Annotated in this window: 8 protein-coding genes; all 8 read right to left on the bottom strand. The window is 63.9% G+C overall.

Annotated elements, in window-relative coordinates; all coding sequences use genetic code 11:
- Positions 1-46 precede the first annotated feature (46 nt).
- Complete coding sequence (locus Q7V20_RS02035) at positions 47-10,378, bottom strand: filamentous haemagglutinin family protein (protein ID WP_304786629.1); 10,332 nt, start codon at positions 10,376-10,378, stop codon at positions 47-49.
- A gap of 47 nt (positions 10,379-10,425) precedes the next feature.
- Positions 10,426-12,066 (bottom strand): ShlB/FhaC/HecB family hemolysin secretion/activation protein, encoded by a 1,641-nt coding sequence (locus Q7V20_RS02030; protein ID WP_304786627.1) that lies wholly within the window; start codon positions 12,064-12,066, stop codon positions 10,426-10,428.
- 144 nt (positions 12,067-12,210) lie between these two features.
- Positions 12,211-14,202, bottom strand: coding sequence for an arsenical pump-driving ATPase (arsA, locus tag Q7V20_RS02025; protein WP_304786625.1), 1,992 nt, complete (start codon positions 14,200-14,202; stop codon positions 12,211-12,213).
- A gap of 81 nt (positions 14,203-14,283) precedes the next feature.
- Complete coding sequence (gene arsH / locus Q7V20_RS02020; RefSeq protein ID WP_304786623.1) at positions 14,284-15,015, bottom strand: arsenical resistance protein ArsH; 732 nt, start codon at positions 15,013-15,015, stop codon at positions 14,284-14,286.
- Positions 15,008-15,433, bottom strand: coding sequence for an arsenate reductase (glutaredoxin) (arsC, locus tag Q7V20_RS02015; protein WP_304786622.1), 426 nt, complete (start codon positions 15,431-15,433; stop codon positions 15,008-15,010). The genes arsH and arsC overlap by 8 nt, the downstream gene beginning before the upstream one ends.
- A complete protein-coding gene (locus Q7V20_RS02010; RefSeq protein WP_304786751.1) occupies positions 15,430-16,113 on the bottom strand; it encodes an MIP/aquaporin family protein in 684 nt (227 codons plus the stop codon). Before Q7V20_RS02010 ends, arsC begins: the two co-directional genes overlap by 4 nt.
- A 7-nt stretch (positions 16,114-16,120) precedes the next feature.
- The gene (locus Q7V20_RS02005; RefSeq protein ID WP_304786620.1) at positions 16,121-16,624 is read right to left on the bottom strand and encodes an arsenate reductase ArsC; all 504 of its coding nucleotides are present in this window, start codon (positions 16,622-16,624) and stop codon (positions 16,121-16,123) included.
- Between the two features lie 8 nt (positions 16,625-16,632).
- Positions 16,633-17,130, bottom strand: coding sequence for an arsenate reductase ArsC (locus Q7V20_RS02000; protein WP_304786618.1), 498 nt, complete (start codon positions 17,128-17,130; stop codon positions 16,633-16,635).
- Positions 17,131-17,145: the final 15 nt, after the last annotated feature.

Genomic DNA, 17,145 nt, shown 5'->3' with positions numbered 1-17,145 from the left:
CAATCATCAAATCAAAAAGAGAGAAGTCGGCGATGAGCCGATTGGCTCACTTCACAGAGTCAGCACAATCGCCTTCTTGCGTGACACCATCACGACAACCGGCGGCTGGGTCGGGTAATTCGCCACCGAAACCCAACAGCTCCAGCAACACCTGGCGTCGGTTGCGTCGTTTGGAGGCGCTGTTTTCGCCAGCGTCGTTGCCGGCCGCGGTGGCGGATTGGCCCAGGGAGCCGACGTTGGTGGCGGCGTTGCCGACGGGAGGGGCAGCGGGCACGCCGATGGACGGGCCGCCTGCGGCGATGTTGTCTACGCCGACGATTTGCATCGCCGTCAGGAACAAGGCACCGACGGCCTTGATGCCGGCATCGCCCGCGTTGATTTCACCGCGCGGCGCGAACAGGTCAAGGGCGCTGTCTTCGTCCAAGGCGGCAATGCCACTGCCCGAGAACGATCCGGAGGTGTCGACCACAAACTGCCCGTTTTCCAGGCGGAAGACCGGCGGCGGTGCGCCCGTCACGGTCTTGGCACCACGACCCGCATCGATGTTGCCCTTGGAAGACCACAGCAACAAATCGCCCTTGGCCACCGTGAAGATGCGCGACTGGTTGATGTCGATGTTGTCGCGCACCAGGGTTGTGATGTTGCCGCCCGAGGTGGTGACGATGCCCAGTTCAGGCGCGGCGCTGAGATCGCTGCCGCTCAACTGGCCCACGTTGATGCCGCCGCCGGGCGCCATCACCGTGATGGGGCTGTTCTGCAAAGTCTTGACCTGACTGGCGCCCATCAGCACGTTGGCCGTGGCCTTGCCGTCGGTCAAACCAGGGAACACGGCATCAATGGCCTGGTAGCCCGGCAAATAGGCCAGGTCCTTGGCTTGCTGATCGGCGGCCACCGCGGCCGCTCGGCCCGCTTGGCGCACGTCCGCCGTCAGCTTGCGGTTGATGAACAACAGCTTTTGCTCCACAGGCATGCCGTCAAAAGCCACCAGGGCCTCGGCCAGCGTGGGGGCCTTCTCTAACATCAGTCGGTGTTGAACAAAAGTCCTGAGTTCGGCACCGTCCAGGCCCATCTCTGCAGCCAAAGCCAAGGCTTGCGTTCGCCGCTCTTCGGCCGTGCCCGACAGCTTGCCGATACCGGCCACGCCGAGCAACTCGTAATGGTCTTGCGCGGCCTTGCCATAGTTCTGCCCGGAGGCCAAGTCCACGCCAGCCAACAAGGTGAGGTTGGCACTGCCTTCGGGCAGCAAGTCGTTCTCGCGGTTGCCCAGAGCGGTGACACCTGGCACCGCGAGCACGTTCAGATGACGGCCCGCAGCCGCCACCACGTCACCCGGTCCGTGCGTCTTCAAGCCCGTCGCGCTGGTGATGAGGTTCACATCACGTCCCGCCTGGATCAGCGACAGCTCCTGGTCCGATTGGTGCTGCAGCACCACAGACCCTGCGGTGATGTCTTTGGCGGCCACCACCCGGACCGGGTTACTCACGAGCGCCTCGTTCAAGGACACGGATCCAGTCTCCGACAGGAGCCGCACCGGCTCTCTCGACCCGAGCTCGAATGCCTTCTGCAGGAAAACCGAGGTCAGATCCGAAGGGCCGTCGCCACCTTTGTCGTTTCGCACAAGGAGGACGGTCGGCGTGTCGCCGGAATCAAGGACCTTGACCCGCAGTTTGTCCACCTGAAGTGCCCCCTGCGCCAACAGACTCAAGTCGGCACCCGTGCCGCTGGCCTGGTTCAGCGTGGCCACTTGCAGGGCGCCCTCGGGCGCGGCCACCTGAGTGACCTTGGGGAAAAGGTGTGCCACGCCAAGGTCCGTGCTCTGTATCACCTCGCCGTTGGCGGGCAATTCAGAACTCAACAAAACATCTCCACCAGAAGACAGCACGGCCATGCTCGCATTCGGGGCCAAGCCCACCACCTGGAAGCTCGACTTGGCCTTGTTCTGCCTGGCCGAGTTCACGGAGCCCACCTCGGTGATCGCGCCCAGCTTCAGCATCTGACGAGACCAGATGCTGGCCGACGTGTCCTGGTAGTGGATCTGCGGCGCCGCACGCGTCGGGCTGGCCTTGATGTCCCGACCTGCGGCCACGTTCAGGCTGGCACCACCCGCATGGATGAACACGCCTTCGACGTCGTCAGCGGCCTTGATCGCCACCGCGCCGCCCGCGAACTGCGTGGTGGTGCCAGTTTCAGCGTTCACGTAGCCACTGCTGGCCGACGACACCCCGATGTTCCTGACACTGCCGCCAGCCTGCACGCGAACATCACCCCCGCCAAAGCTGGCAATGCCTTGCTGGAACTTGTCGTAGCGGCTGAACCAGGTCAGGTCGAATTTTTCGTCCACGGTGCCACCGGCGCGCCACCACCATTCGGTGCCGTACTGCGCGGCGCCCGTTGCCAACGATTCAACATCGCTGCCCGCTGTGAGCTGCACGCTGCCAGCGTCCGTCAGGTACAGGCCCTGACGCACCAGGTTGAAGCCGGACCCTTCGCCGATGAACAGGCCATTGTTGAGCGCATTCACAGGCGGTGCAACCGGGCTGCCCACCTCGGCCTCCGTGGCCACACGTCCTGTGGTGTACACCACCGCCCGGTCGTTGAGCAGTTGCACCTTCTGGCTCGCGGCAACCGCAATGTCCCCGGTGGTGGTGCGAACCAACACGTCCTTGTTGGTCGCGCCGATGATGACGTTGCCCTTGGCACTGGCGGCATCGTCACCCGTCAGAACAGGCTTGATGGCGGTCACATCAGACGAACCCAAATCCGCCCCCGCCACCAAGGTCAGGTCAGCGCCCTCCCCAGGGGTGATCAACCCCAAGGGGGCCACCTTGGCCGCCGTCGTGGCGCTGGTGCCCGAGGAGCGGAAGCCATCACTCAAGCTGGCCTGAACCTTCAGATCTCCTTGCGCCCGCAAGGTCAGGTTCATGGGCTGGCCGTTGCCAGTGGGCTTGACGGTGCCATTGGCATTGAAGCTCAGCAGATTCCAGTCGGCCGAGACGGTCATGTCGCCCGTGCTGCGCACTTCAGCGCCCGAGCGCACCGCCAGCTTGGTGGCCAGGTCGATGTTGACCGATGCCAGGCGGTCCACGATCTTGCTGGCGTTCTGGCCCGTGGCACCGATGAACGAAGTGTTATCGGATTTGACCTTGTCGATGAAGGTCTGGTTGATCGTGCTTTGTTGGTAGACCTTGACGCCCTCCACCGTGATGCGGTCAACACCCGTCATCTGGCTGGCGATGGCTTCGATGGGCACCTCATTGCCCGCTGTGCGCACCGCCCGCAGATCCACCTGACCACCCTGGCCTGCCGCGCCGCCGCTCAGGTCCACCACGGCATCCTGACGAAGGCCGATCGATCCGCCATCGCTGTGAATGGTCAGCTCGCCACCCTGGGCACCAGCCTGCGTGGCGCTCGCCTTGATGGCAGCGAGTTGGCCCTCGCTGCCGACCAGGATCACGTCGCCCTTGGCAGCCAGCTTGATCGATCCGGCCTGGGCGCCGCTGGCGTCCAGTTGCCCGTTGACGGTCAAGGCACCGCCATCGCTGACCAGCTTGATGTCGGCCGCGCGCAGGGTCGTTTCCGAGCCCACCGTCATGTCACCCGCGCGCTGCCGCACAGTCAAGGCCTGGCTGAAATTGCGCTGCTGGGCTGTTTGCTGCGCCGCGATGCGGCTGGCCAGCTTGGCCAGGTCCACGGCCTCCAGGCTGTCAATCGACAAGCTGCCACCGGTCTGCCCCACCCCTGCCGAGGCCTTGATGGTCCCGTCCAGGCTGACCTGTCCTGTGGGCGCGCTCAGGGTGACGCTGCCAGCGCTGATGCCTGCGGCGCCAGTCCCTGCCGAGACATCGATCACGCTGCCTTCGTTCAAGCGGATGTGCCCTGCGGCCGCCGTGGCGCTCAAGTCTCCGCCGGGCGTGGCCACCGTGATGCCGTCCATCACCTTGCTGCGCCCCGCCAGGTTGGTGATGGATCCAGCTCCAAAGGTGATGGCATCCTGGCCGTCAACGCCACTGGCTTGCAAACGCAAGGCCCCCGATGACAGTTCGACCGTGCCCGCTTGCTCAATGCTTTGGCCTTTGAGGGTCAATCGCCCCCCCGAGCCAGCGGTGGCCGCCAGCTTGCCAGTGGCATCACCAGGTCGTTCAATCCTCAAAGCCCCTTGCGCCGCGATCTCACCGTTGTCACCCGTGCGCGTGGTGATGGACTTGGCCTGCAACGTGAGGTTACCCGTGCTACTGAGTTGCGTGACCACCGGGGTGGTGGAGACCACCTGATCCTGCGTGTTGGTCACTGCCTGGCGTCGGCTTTGCACCACGACGCTGCCAGCCGCTTCAATGCGATTGGTTTCAGCGCCCGACATGGCCAGCGTGCCACTGCCCAAACGCACATGGCCATCCGCACCACCTTGGCCGGTGGCCGACAGCGTCAAACGGCTGCCCACGGTGCCCGCCTCTGCCGCGACCGCACTGCTGCCACTGGTGTTGGTCCAACTGACACTGCCGGCCTGAACATGCGCCACCGAAGGCTGACCACTGGGGCCATCAAGCACTCGCAAGGCAGCCGAATCCAAGGTCAGGCGGCTTTGATTCGCGCTTCCCAACTGAGCCTGCCCGATGAAGTCAATGCCATCGAAGCTGCGCAAGGTCAAAGCTTTGGCCGCGGACAACTGCGCTGTCAAGGTGGGGTTCAACAGCAGTGTGCTGGTGTCGCCGGCATCGGCCAGCGATTGTGCCGCGCCATCGCCCACTGCCATGCGGCCGGCCCCCAGGGTCAAGCTGTCGCCCGCGAGCTTGGCGGTACCTGCCACCTCGGTGCGTTGTGTCGCCTCCACGGTCACGGCACCTCCCTTGAGGATCACGCCCTCGCCCAGCACGACCTCGCCCTTTTCTCGGAGGGTGTTGGTGCGCGCGCTGGTGGCGGAACTGTCCGCGCTGACGCGCACCAAGGCACCATCCCCCTCAAAGGCCAGGGCTTCCGAAGCCCCTGTTCCCCGGGATTCGATCTGGGCGCCATCGGCCACCAAGACCTTGCCGTTGGCGGCCAGAATGATGTCTGCGCCTGCATGCAGGCTCACGTCCTGGTCAATGACCACGTCGGAGGCGGACACCACCGTCTGGCGAGCCCCGCCCGATGCATCGCCACTGGCCACCGTGGTGCTCTGCCCTTGGCGCGTGCCGCCCAGCATCAACGAACCGGCACCGGTGGCATTGAGTTGGTCCGCCGTCAGAATCAGCGCATCAGGATGGTTGGTCGCGGCCACATTGGCCGCTGTGCCATCGCTCACCACGCGGATCTTGTCGGAAGAGATGTTCAACTCCCCACCGCTCTTGAAGAGCGCTCGGCCCTCCAGGCTCAAACGCGTGGCCGCCAGGTTGAGCGTGCCGCCTTGGGCCGTGCCCCGTGGTGCAGCCTGGTCAGCCGCCGCCGCTTTGCCTGCGAAGAAGGTGTCGGCGTTGGCTTCACGGATTTCACTGGAGCGTCTGGCCACGGCTTGCGCCATGACCTCGTAGGTCGCCGGTGCAGCAGCAGATGGCCCGGCACCCAAGGTGCTCAGCGTCGCGCCCACCAAGGTGGATCCAATGGGCTGTGTCACGCTCTGCCCCACGGCCAGGTTGGCCTTGCTGCTGGGTCGGACCAGGAAGGCCCCCGGCAGCAATGCATAGCGGGCTGGCAGGACAGTGTAAGTACCCGCCGGCAGAGGCCCACCAGCCCCGAAGGTGATCTGGCGCGCGGTGTTGAAGCCCAGCAAGTCGTTGACCCCGGCGGTGTCGCTCAGCAACTGAGCGTCAATCGGAGCGTAGCCTTTGACCGTCGGCACCACGGCAAAGGTGCCCGTGGTGTCAAAGCTGCCTGTGAAAACGTCCTTGGAGCCATTGGGCCCGGCCACGAACTCCCACGCGACCACTTTGCCCCCTGCAGAGAGGTCCAGTGTGGAACCCGCCTTCAACTCCACCAACTGACCGGGTGCCTCCACGGTGATGGTCTTCTCCGGCAAACGGTCAATGGTCTGGCCGTTGACCTGCCAGGTGTCCTGACCACCCGTGGTGGTGCCGTATGGCGCGGTGATCCCATCGCCCGACACCGAGGTCACACTGCCTTCGTGCAAGGTCACACGCTCGGTGGCGCTCAAGGTGATCTGGCCAAAGGGGGCCTGGATGGTGCCCCGCTGGTCGATGGTGGCTGCCTTGAACGCCAGGCTGGCGCCGACAGACAAAGGTGACGCTGCGGCAGGCCGACCGCCCTCGATGGACAAGGCATGGCCTGATGCATCCAGCGTGTAGCTGCTGCCGGTACTGCCCACCAACTGCGGGCTCTTGATCACGACATCGGCCGCCGTGGTCAATCCCCCGCCCCCCGCGCCCGCGGCCAAGGTTCGCAGACGAACTTCCTGATCACCCACCAGGGTCAACTGGCTGACGCCATCCGTGGCCACTTGACCTGACAGGTCCAGCAATCCGCCCTGCAAGGTCAACCAGGCCCCCACACCTTCGCCCGCGGCGGGCTGGCCATTGGTGGTGCTGGTCCATGCCAGAACGGAGGCCGCTTTCAGCAGCGACTGCGCTGCATCCTTGGCCATCAACACGGGCGCATCAAGCACCAGGTTGCGGCGCATGGCCAAGTCCACGGCACCCTTCAGCTCGATGTGCTCTCTGGCTTTGAGCTTGAGGTCGGCAAAGCCGCCCTGTCTCACCATGTCGGCCGACACCGTGATGACGCCTGCCTCAGTGGCTTGCTGGTCATCCACCAACCCCGTTTGCAGGCGCACGGTCTCCGTGCTGCTCACGGACAAGGTGCCGCCCATGGCCTGCGCACCACCAGCCTTGGCTTGCAGATCGCCCGCCAGCACACCTCCCCCCGCACCAGCGACCACGCTGATGCTGCCGCCATCGCTGGCCACGGCTTGCCGTTGGGTGACGGTGCCGCCACTCACCGAAGGCAGGCTCACGTACAACTGGTCGATGGCGCCGTTGGCCTTGAGCTTGGCGCCCTGCGCCACCGTCACGACACTGCCGGTGCCTGAAGTCAGCCCCAGGCTAATGCTGCCGCCATTCAGGACCTCACCTTGGCGCAACCCGTTGCTGCTCGGCTTGAGCACGGTGGTACCCGACACGTCGAGGACCGCCGTGCTGCCGAGCTGATACCGCCCGACATACTTCTCCGAGACAGTTCTATCCTTGTCATTGGGCATGCCGACCATGTCCAGGGCGATTTTCCCACCCGCGGCTTGCACCAGACCATTGACCAGCAACTCGTTGCCCCCCGTCAGGTTGACCGCGCTCTTGGGGCCCAGCTTGATCTGGCTGCCAGCGTTCAATGTCAAGCTGCCGTTGTCTGGCATGTTAGCCGCATCATTGGGCAGATGGCCTTTGGAGGACAGGCTGAGGTTCACTGAAGGACGCTGCCCCTGCGGGTTCACCACCGCCGTCGTCACGGCATTCATCGCGCTGCCCGAAGCAGCCCATGCCGCACTGGCTTTGGGCGTCCATTGCCTGACCTGCGGATCGATGACGGCATTGCCAGCCACGTCCAGATGGCGCACACCTTCCAGGTCAAAGTTCCTGAAGCCCCCTTGCGAGAAAAGATCCGTGCTGATCGTCATGCCATCCTGGGTGAGGCCTTCACGGATGGCAGGGCCACCGTCAGCGGCCACCACGCGGACATCGCCCACCTTGATGCGCAGCTTGCCGCTTTCCGCGTCGCTTCGGCTGCTGTCGTTCAGCGACTTTGCGGTGTTGACCATCTGCTGGCCCAGCAAGGTGGCCCCCAGGTGAACATCCCCGAACAAGGGCTGCTCAGATCCCACAGCATTTTGTGATTCAAGGATGATGGCCCCGGCCCGGGTCCCCACCATCGCGCCCGTTGAAGACACCGTGGCGCCTCCCGACACGTTGATGGCACTGCCATCCTGAAGGTCAAGGCCACCCGCCGACGCCAGCGTCACGTTGCCACCTGCCCACGCGGCTTGTTGGTTCGCACCGCCAACTTGGCGATTCACAAAGTTGCCGGCGACGTCAATCGTCTTGCCGGACTTGAGCGTGATGCTTCCGGCTTGAATGTCGACCGACACCGGAACCAAACTCACGTTGACACTGGCGCCACGGCCTGTGATGTTGCCGCCCAACGAGATGCCATCACCAGGAGCCATGGCCCGCGAACGCAAGGTCAGCTGCGCTGCATCGGCCAAGCGAAGATCAGCGCCGTCGCTCACAGTGATGGACCCTTCCGACGCTACTTCGATCACGCCTGCACCGCTGGCATTGAGGGTCGCCGCCGACACGCGGTTGCCCCCGGTGATCTCGCCTTCGATGGCATCGTCCCAAAAATCTGGGGACAAGGGTTGCGCATCCGCGGTGATGGTCATGCCTTGCAAGATGGCATTGGCGCTGGAAGCGTTCATCATCTTCAACGACCCCAGCCTGATCGCCGAGGCGATGGCCAGCTTGTCTTTGCCCAGGCGCTGTCGCTCGCCCGCCACGGTGCCCGCCTTGACCTGCCCGGTTGCCACCACCTTGGGCGCGAAGATGGCCAGTTCACCACCCGCGCGGCCTTCCACATAGCCCGTTTCCAAACGGCCCTGCAAGCTGGTGCCCGGAGCGGTGACTGGGCCAAATCGGGTGTCGTCGGTGACCGCCTTGGTGAGCACCTTCGTGATCAGGACATCCTTGGTCGCGGTGTTGGCGGTGTAAACCTTGCCATCTGCGCCCAGCAGTTGCGTGGGCTTGACCACGGCGCTGGTGTAGTTCACCTGACCACCCGACACATTGACCAAGCTGTCCTGGTGCGTGACCACCGCACCCGTGGACGCCAGGACCACGCTGCCAGCATCCGCCAGGCGTTCGCCCGCGGTTTTCTTCACGCCCAACAGGTAGCTGCTGCCGGCATCGTCTTTGGTGTGCCCGATGACAGCGGCCGAATCACGGATGTCAAAGGTAAGCTTGGTCTGTGCCAGACCCGGGTAAAGCGCACCGCCCTTTTGCAAGGGCGAATCCTTCAGGTCAGTGGCGCCGAGCAGCTCGGTGGTCACAAAGTTTCGGTCCACGCCCACCGTGGTGTCCGTGGTGCCGGACACATCAATCACCACGTCCTTGCCCAACACAACGCGGGCGGTGGTTGAAGGCGCCGCCCCCGCGCCAATGAACGGATCAGCCCCGTCATCTCCTATCGCGCCTTCGAACGCGACGGATCTGCTGGTATAGCTGGGCCTGTCCTCCGCACGCACATCGACCATGCCGCCCTGGGCCAAGATAGCACTGCCCTGCTCCAGGGAGATGGTCTGGCCAGACAGGTGGACCCGCGACCGCGTGAAGGTGCTGTTGCTGTCATAGGCCTCACTGTTGTCGGGTGTGATCTCGATGCGGCTGCCTTCCGCCAAGGTCAGTTGCCCCCCCTGGTCTGCCATCACTGGCTTGTTCGCCGCGGGCGTTTCGGTCACCCGGCGAGCCTGCAGAAAGACCGACCCATTGGACGTGGCCGAGGTGGTGGCTTGCAGCTTTCCGGCATTGCGCACGGCATAGCCCACCAAGGTGATATTGCCCTTCTGGGCCAGGATCTTGCCCAGGTTGGTAGCGCTACCCGCACCCGACACCTCCACCAGCAATCCGCGCGTGGCTGTGAACTTGGGGTTGGCCTCCGAAGCATAGATGGCTCCCTTGTCAGGCGATTTCAACCAGACCTTCTCACCCCCCGCCAGCACGGTCTGCCCACCCGGCGTGGTGATCTCGCCCGCATTCTCAACCTTGGGCGCCATCAGGAACACCCGCCCCCCGGAAGCCGTGGTGATCTCCGCACCCGCCTCCACCCTCACAAAGTTATCCTCTGGCGCATAGGTCGCCACACCCTCGGCATCCTTCCACTCAAAGGTCGGATTGATAGTGTCGATGGTGGTGAAGCCCCCCAAGAACACGTCGTCATTGATGTCCAGGGTGGAAGCGATCAAGCCCTGCACATTGACCTGAGCGCCCTTGCCAAAGATGATCCCGTTGCGGTTGATCAGCAGCACCTCGCCATTGGCATTGAGCTTGCCAAAGATCTGGCTGGGGTTCTGATCGTGGATGCGGTTCAACGCACTGGAGCCCGCCCCACCCTGCATGTCGAAATTGACGGTGGCATTGGCACCGATGTTGAACGACTTCCAGTTGTAGATGGCGCGCCGGCTGACCTGCTGCACCGTGGCTGTCACGGAGTTGAGCCCTTGGTTCACCACATAGCTTCCGGCCCCTTGCCCAGGCTTGATCCAGACATCGGACTTCACCGGAATCTCTTGCAAGCCCGGCGCACCCCAAGCTGGTCCCATCAACACCGCCACGGCCCAGGCCAGCGGACGCAGACGAGGCAAGGTGGCAGGCGCAGTGCGGCGGCGGGGGTGGCGTGAGGTGGTCATGGCAAATCTCGGGTCAACAGCAAACAACAGGCGAACGGCGGGCAAGCTTAAAAATCAAGGCCCAAGCGGGCATGCACACGGGGATCGTTTTTCTTGGTGGCGTCGGTGGCGCGCAGGGGCCAGGCCAGGTCCACCTGGGCGCTGAACACCTTGCGGGCCCTGAACTTCAGGCCCACTCCTACCGAGGCCAGGCCCGTTCGGGCGTAGGCAAAGCCAGGGTTGAAGGTGCGCACCAGGCCGCCTTCAACAAACGCCAGCCCTTGCAACTCGTCCAGAGCGCTGAGCCCATACCCTTCTCGCTTGGCCACATTGGGGGTGCGCAGCTCGACGCCGGTGTGCACCCCCACGTCGCCAATGGCTTCGGCCTCGTAGTAGCCGCGCACCGAGTCCGTGCCGCCAATCGAGAACTGTTCGCCCCCCACCAGCGGCTGGCTGGTGATCTGCGCGCCCAGTCGCCACCGGGTCTGCCAACCTTCCAGTGCCCCGCGCCACAAGGGGCGGGTGTGGGTGGCATCAATCGTCATGGCGGCAAAGCTGCCGTCGCCCCCCTCGCGCTTGCAGGCGAACTGGTCCACCGCCCCCGTGTCGGCGCAGTCCAATGACTGGCGCACCACACCGCGCAAGGCCAGCACCCCACCCAATGACAAGGTCGAGCTGGTGTCCTCGGTCTGCGCATTGGCGTTGTAGTCCAGCTTGACCGGCACGTAGCGCAATGGGCTCGACAACTCACTGCCATCGGCCTTGATGCGCTCTTGCGAATCCTTGTAATCCACGCCGACTGCCAAGGTGTGTTGCAAGGTGCTGCTGCCTGGCAAGCCCCAAATGCGTTTCACGCCCAGCACAAAGCCCTTGCCCACCACATTGGCCGAGCCCAGCGGCTCCACCAGGCTGTCGGACAGCACGGCATAGCCCAACCAGGCATCGCTGCCCTGCAGAGGGATGGTGTACGACATCGCCAACACCTTGCTTTGGTCGATGTTCTGCGGCGTGGTGATGGCCGTGAGCGACATCGAATGATCGGCCTGCCACAGATTGTTGTAGCGCGCCGTGGCCTGCAAGCGCCACGGCTCGGTGAACTGCACCTGGCGGTTGTTCAACTCAATATTGAACTGCATTGGCAACTGGTCGATCACCTGCAGCTCGATGTCCACCGTCTCGGGCAGTTGGCCGGGCTTGACCACGGGTTGAACTCGCCGCTCCTCGGTGCGGTTCAAATCGGCCAGCTGCGCTTGGGCCAGCGTGAAGTTGGGCACCTTGCCGGGCTCCATCTCGGGCACCTTGTCGCGGATGTAAGCCTGGCTGTGGTACTGCGAGCCGCTGACTTTGACGCGGCCAATCGTGCCCTCCACCACCCGCAGACGCACGATGCCGTCTTCCGGGATGCGGCCACTGGCCTCTTCCACATAAACGGAGATGTAGCCAGTGTCCTGGTAAAGCTTTTCCAGGGCGGCCCGGGCGCCTTCCATGTCCGCGAGGGCTTTGTCGGGCCCCAGGAATGGTTGAACGGCTTTCTCGACCAAGGTGACGGGCAAGACGCTGTTGCCCTCGATCTCGAATTCCTGGATGTCGAAGCGGCTGGCCTTGATGGCGTCAGGCTCGGCGGCCTGGGCCAGCGGCGCCCAACACACGGCGATGGCCACGCAAATGGCTTTGAAACACGGGCGCACGGGATGAGAAATGAACTTCATGGTGGCCGCGAGTCTGACCAGCCGCCATGAAACTTCCGCGCGCCATCATGAGCCGTTCGGCTCATTCATCCCGTGATGCGGCAGGCTCCCCCGCGAACGAGTGTCATGGAAATGACATCAAAGGCATCAACCATTCAGCTCATTTCATGCGTTCAACAGCTTTGACAAACCAGCCAGGCCCACCGGTGCTTCCGGCACCCACGGCACAGCGAATGTGCGCTGCGCCAGCCCTGCGGCCAACCTGCCCATCTGCTGCCTTTCTCCGACCAACCGGGCTTGCAGCAAAGGGTCATGGGTGCCTGCAGCCAGGATGGATTTGTTGACCACCCACGCATAAGGTTCAATCTTGGCGCGGCGCAGGTCGTCTTGCAGCGCCCCGGCTTGGGACACTGGCGTCACCTCTGGCAGCGTCACCAGGATGATGCGGGTGTAGCTGGCATCTTGCAGCCGCATGAGCGGTGTGACCACATGCACCGAGGCCTTGCCCTCGAACTCCCGCGTCATCTGGCGGTGGTAGGCACCGGTGGCGTCCATGAGCAGGAGGGAGTGACCGGTTGGCGCGGTATCCAGCACCACAAAGCCACTGCGCGCTTCGGCAACGGTTCTGGAAAACGCATGAAAAACCGCGACCTCTTCGGTGCAAGGCGACTGCAGGTCTTCCAGCAGCAAGGCACGCTCCTGCTCATCCAGGCCCGGCGAACGCGCGGCCATGATCTTGTCGATGTAGCGCTGGGTCTCCAGCTTCGGGTCAATGCGCCCCACTTGCAGCCCCGGCAACTCGCCATCCAGCGTCATGGCCAGGTGGGCGGCCGGGTCGGTGGTGGTGAGGTGAACAGCGTGCCCGCGCTTGACCAGGCCAATGGCCAGGGCGGCTGCGATCGTGGTTTTACCCACGCCGCCTTTGCCCATCACCATGATCAAGCCGCGCCCGGCCGCCGCCAGTTCGTCCACCAGTTGGTCAATGTGCCCGGCTGCCAGTGGCGGTTCATCGACCAGTGAGCGAGCTTGCCCGCTGGTCGGCGGCGAATCGCTCAGCAAGGCGCGCAAGGCGGGCAAGCCCACCGTGTCAAAGGCGCGCAAAGGCACCGTGCTTTGGGGCAAGGCCCGCAAAGCATCCGGCATGGCATCCAGCGCTTGCTGGCCCAAGGCCTCAATGGCACGCGCCACGCCGTCGTTCGGATCGGTGGCCCTGAACACGCCGTTGATCACCAACTGCTGCTCACTCAGGCCCAGCACCCGCAATTCATCGGAGGTGCGAGCGGCCTCGGCCAGCGCACTGCGCTCGGCACGTGCCACCAGCACGATGGTGGTGAGCGCGGGATCACACAAGGCAACGAGAGCCGCATTGAAACGCTCCTCCTGCATTTTCAGGCCCGAATGCGGCCCCAGGCAGGAGGCGCCTCGGTCGTTGTCTTTGAGGAAACCGCTCCAGGCCTTGGGCAGGCTCAGGAGGCGCAATGTGTGTCCGGTTGGCGCCGTGTCAAACACGATGTGGTCGTAATCGGCAGCATCACCGGCCAGCAGGTTAGAAAACTCGTCGAACGAGGCGATTTCGGTCGTGCATGAGCCGGACAACTGCTCACGCACCGTGGCCCGTTCGGCCTCGGTGGTTCGCGCCTCCATTTGCGCCAGCACGCGCTGGCGGTAGGTCTCCGCCGCCACATCGGGGTCGATGTTGAGCACCGACAGCCCCGGTGCACCAGGCACGGGGGTGGGGATGTTGCGAAGCTCAATGCCCAGCATTTCATCGAGGTTCGAGGCCGCGTCGGTGCTGACCAGCAGTACCTTTTTTCCGGCGTCCGCCAGCGTGAGGGCGGTCGCGGTGGACAGCGATGTTTTCCCGACGCCACCTTTGCCGGTGAAGAACAAGTGCCGGGTCGGGTGACGGAGAAACCCCAGTGACTGGGGCTTGAGCCAGGACTGCACCTCTTCATGTGACGGCAAGCCGCCGCTGTGCACGATCTGGTCGCCGATCATGACGGCGGGGGTGGCCTGGACGCCAAGGCGCCTGATCTCGTCCGGGTTCTCGATTTTGGTGATCTCCACGGGAACCCCAGAAGCTTTGGCCACCCGTTCAATCATCTCGACGGTGATGCGGCACTTGCTGCACCCCAACCCCAATACCTTGATGTCCATCGTGCGCTCCTTGAGAGCCCACACTGTGGCACCTGCTCACCAAGATTTTCCTGCGCGTGATCAAGGTATGGTCAAAAGCCGTCAGATCGACGCCTGGTTCACGCGCTTCATCAAGGCTTCAGCGCTCTCCTTGCGCTCGCTGTAGCGGTCCACCAGGTAGGGCGATACGTCACGCGTGAGCAAGGTGAACTTGACGAGTTCCTCCAGCACATCCACCACACGGTCGTGGTAGCCCGAGGGCTTCATGCGGTCGTGCTCGTCAAACTCCAGGAAAGCCTTGGCCACCGACGACTGGTTGGGGATGGTGATCATCCGCATCCAGCGCCCCAGAACCCGCATCTGGTTGACGGCATTGAACGATTGCGAGCCGCCGCTGACCTGCATGACCGCCAGGGTCTTGCCTTGTGTGGGACGCACGGCGCCGCTGTTCAGGGGGATCCAGTCGATCTGCGCCTTCATGATGCCGGTCATCGCGCCATGGCGCTCGGGTGAGCACCAGACCATGCCTTCGGCCCATTGGGCCAGCCCACGCAGTTCAACCACCTTGGGGTGGGTGTCAGGCGCATCGTCTGGCAGCGGCAAGCCGCTGGGGTTGAAGATCTTCACCTCGCCGCCCATGGCCTGCAGCAAACGGGCCGACTCCTCGACCACCAGACGGCTGAAGGAACGCTGGCGCAAAGAGCCATACAGCAGCAAGAAGCGCGGCGCGTGGGTCGATGTCTGAGCGGACATCAAACGGGCCAGGTCCGGCACCTGAAAATGCTCGGCAGCCACCTGGGGCAGCCCCTGCAGTTGAGCAACGGCGTCAGACAAGGCGGCGCCCCTGCTCGTCAATCACCACTTCTCCGTCCTCTTTGGTGAAGGGCCCTTGCTGGGGTAGCGGCAAGATGTCCAGCACCAGCTCCGAAGGGCGGCACAGCTTCGTGCCCATGGCGGTGATCACAATGGGGCGGTTGATCAGTATCGGGTGCGCGATCATGAAATCCAACAGCTCATCGTCGGTCCACTTGGCGTCATCCAGTTTGAGCTCGTCATAGACCTCGCCCTTACTGCGTAGCACCTCGCGCACGGACATGCCGCAGGCAGCAATCAGTTGAACCAGTTGATCGCGCGTAGGCGGCGTCTCCAGGTAGTGGATGACCTGAGGTTCGATGCCCGCATTGCGGATCAAAGCCAGGGTGTTGCGCGACGTGCCGCACTTCGGGTTGTGATAGATGGTGACTTCGCTCATGACTTGGATGGTGTGGGTGTATTAGCAGGCGTGAGCGCGTAGGCCAATGCCCAGCCAACGCAGGCGCCCACCAGTTGCGAGGCCACGAAACCGGGCACGCTGCTGGGTGCGATGCCCGCGAATGTGTCGCTCATCATGCGGCCGACCGCCGCGGCGGGGTTGGCAAACGAGGTGGAGGCGGTGAACCAATAGGCTGCGCCGATGTAAGCCGCGACCATGGCGCTGGCCTTGCCTGCCGGGGCACGCAGGATCACCAGCAACAAGCCCGCCGTGGCCACGGCTTCGGCGATCCATTGGCCCTGGCCCGTGCGCAGCTTGCTGGAGATCTGCTGCAATGGCATGTCGAACATGGCGTGGGCCAGCCAGGCACCCGCCACTGCCGCGGCCAGTTGAACCGGCACATAAGCCAAGGCGTGCGATTTGGGCAAGGCGCCGCGCAGCATCATCACCAGTGACACGGCCGGGTTGAATTGCGCCCCACTGATCGGGCCAAACACCTCGATCAGGATGTAGAGGCCGCCGACGGTGGCCCCCGTGTTGGCCAGCAAGGCCACGGCCGTGTTGCCGCCAGACAGGCGCTCGGCCATGATGCCGGAGCCGATGACGATGGCCAGCAGCAGCATGGTGCCCAGGGCCTCGGCCAGCAGCGCTCGGCCCAGCAGCGGGTGCGGCGATTTCATGGTGTTGTCACGCACGGCCGATGTCCTCCAATGCCGTGCGCAAGGCCTCTTTGCTCATCGTGTTTAGTGGCAAGGCCAGCAACTGCAGCATCTTGTAGCCAATGGCCTGACGCGTCAGCTCAAACGCGCGGCGCTTCCCCTCATCCCCACCTTCGGCGTTGGACGGATCGGGGTAGCCCCAGTGCACCTTGACCGGCTGGCCCTGGCCACCGAAGAAGACCGGGCAGGTCTCGGCCGCCGCGCTGTCGCACACCGTGATGACGATGGACAGGGGTGGCGCGCCATCAACGCTGAACTCATCCCAACTCTTGCTGCGGTAGGTCGCAGTATCAATGCCCGCGTTGTTGAGCGCCTCGATGGCGAAGGGGTTCAGGCGGCCACTGGGGGCGCTGCCCGCACTGTGGGCCTTGACGTCTTTGCCCAGCTTGGCGGCCAGGTGGTTGAGCATGCCTTCAGAGAGCACGCTGCGGGCGGAGTTGTGCGTGCACAGGATCAGAACGTGGGTGGTCATGGCGGGCTTCAGGATTGGCCAATGGCGTTGAGTTGGGCCTGGATGGACAAGGACTGCAGGCTTTGAGGCGGCAGCGACAGCATCAGCTCGATGCGACGCTTGAGGATCTGCGCAACATCATTGAAGGCGTGGTACTTCTTGTCTTCACTGCCTTCAACGGCTGCGGGGTCGTACACGCCCCAGTGAGCCGTCAAGGGTTGCCCTGGCCAGACCGGACAGACCTCGCCTGCCGCGTTGTCGCAAACGGTGAAGACAAAGTTCATCACGGGTGCAGTGGGCGAAGCGAACTCGTCCCAGTTCTTGCTGCGAAAGCCCTCTTGCTGTGCCATGCCAAGGCGCTGCAGCACATCCAGCGCCATCGGATGGACCTCACCCTTGGGGTGGCTGCCCGCCGAATAGGCCTTGAAGCGCTTGCCGCCCATGGCATTGAGGATGCCCTCGGCCAGGATGGAACGCGCCGAGTTACCGGTACAGATGAACAAAACATTCAACAACTGATCGCTCATTTTTAACCTCAACAG

It is taken from the genome of Aquabacterium sp., from assembly GCF_030652515.1.
Lineage (GTDB): Bacteria > Pseudomonadota > Gammaproteobacteria > Burkholderiales > Burkholderiaceae_C > Aquabacterium.
The sequence above is the reverse complement of the archived record's forward strand: the minus strand, read 5'-3'. Positions and strand labels throughout refer to the sequence as shown.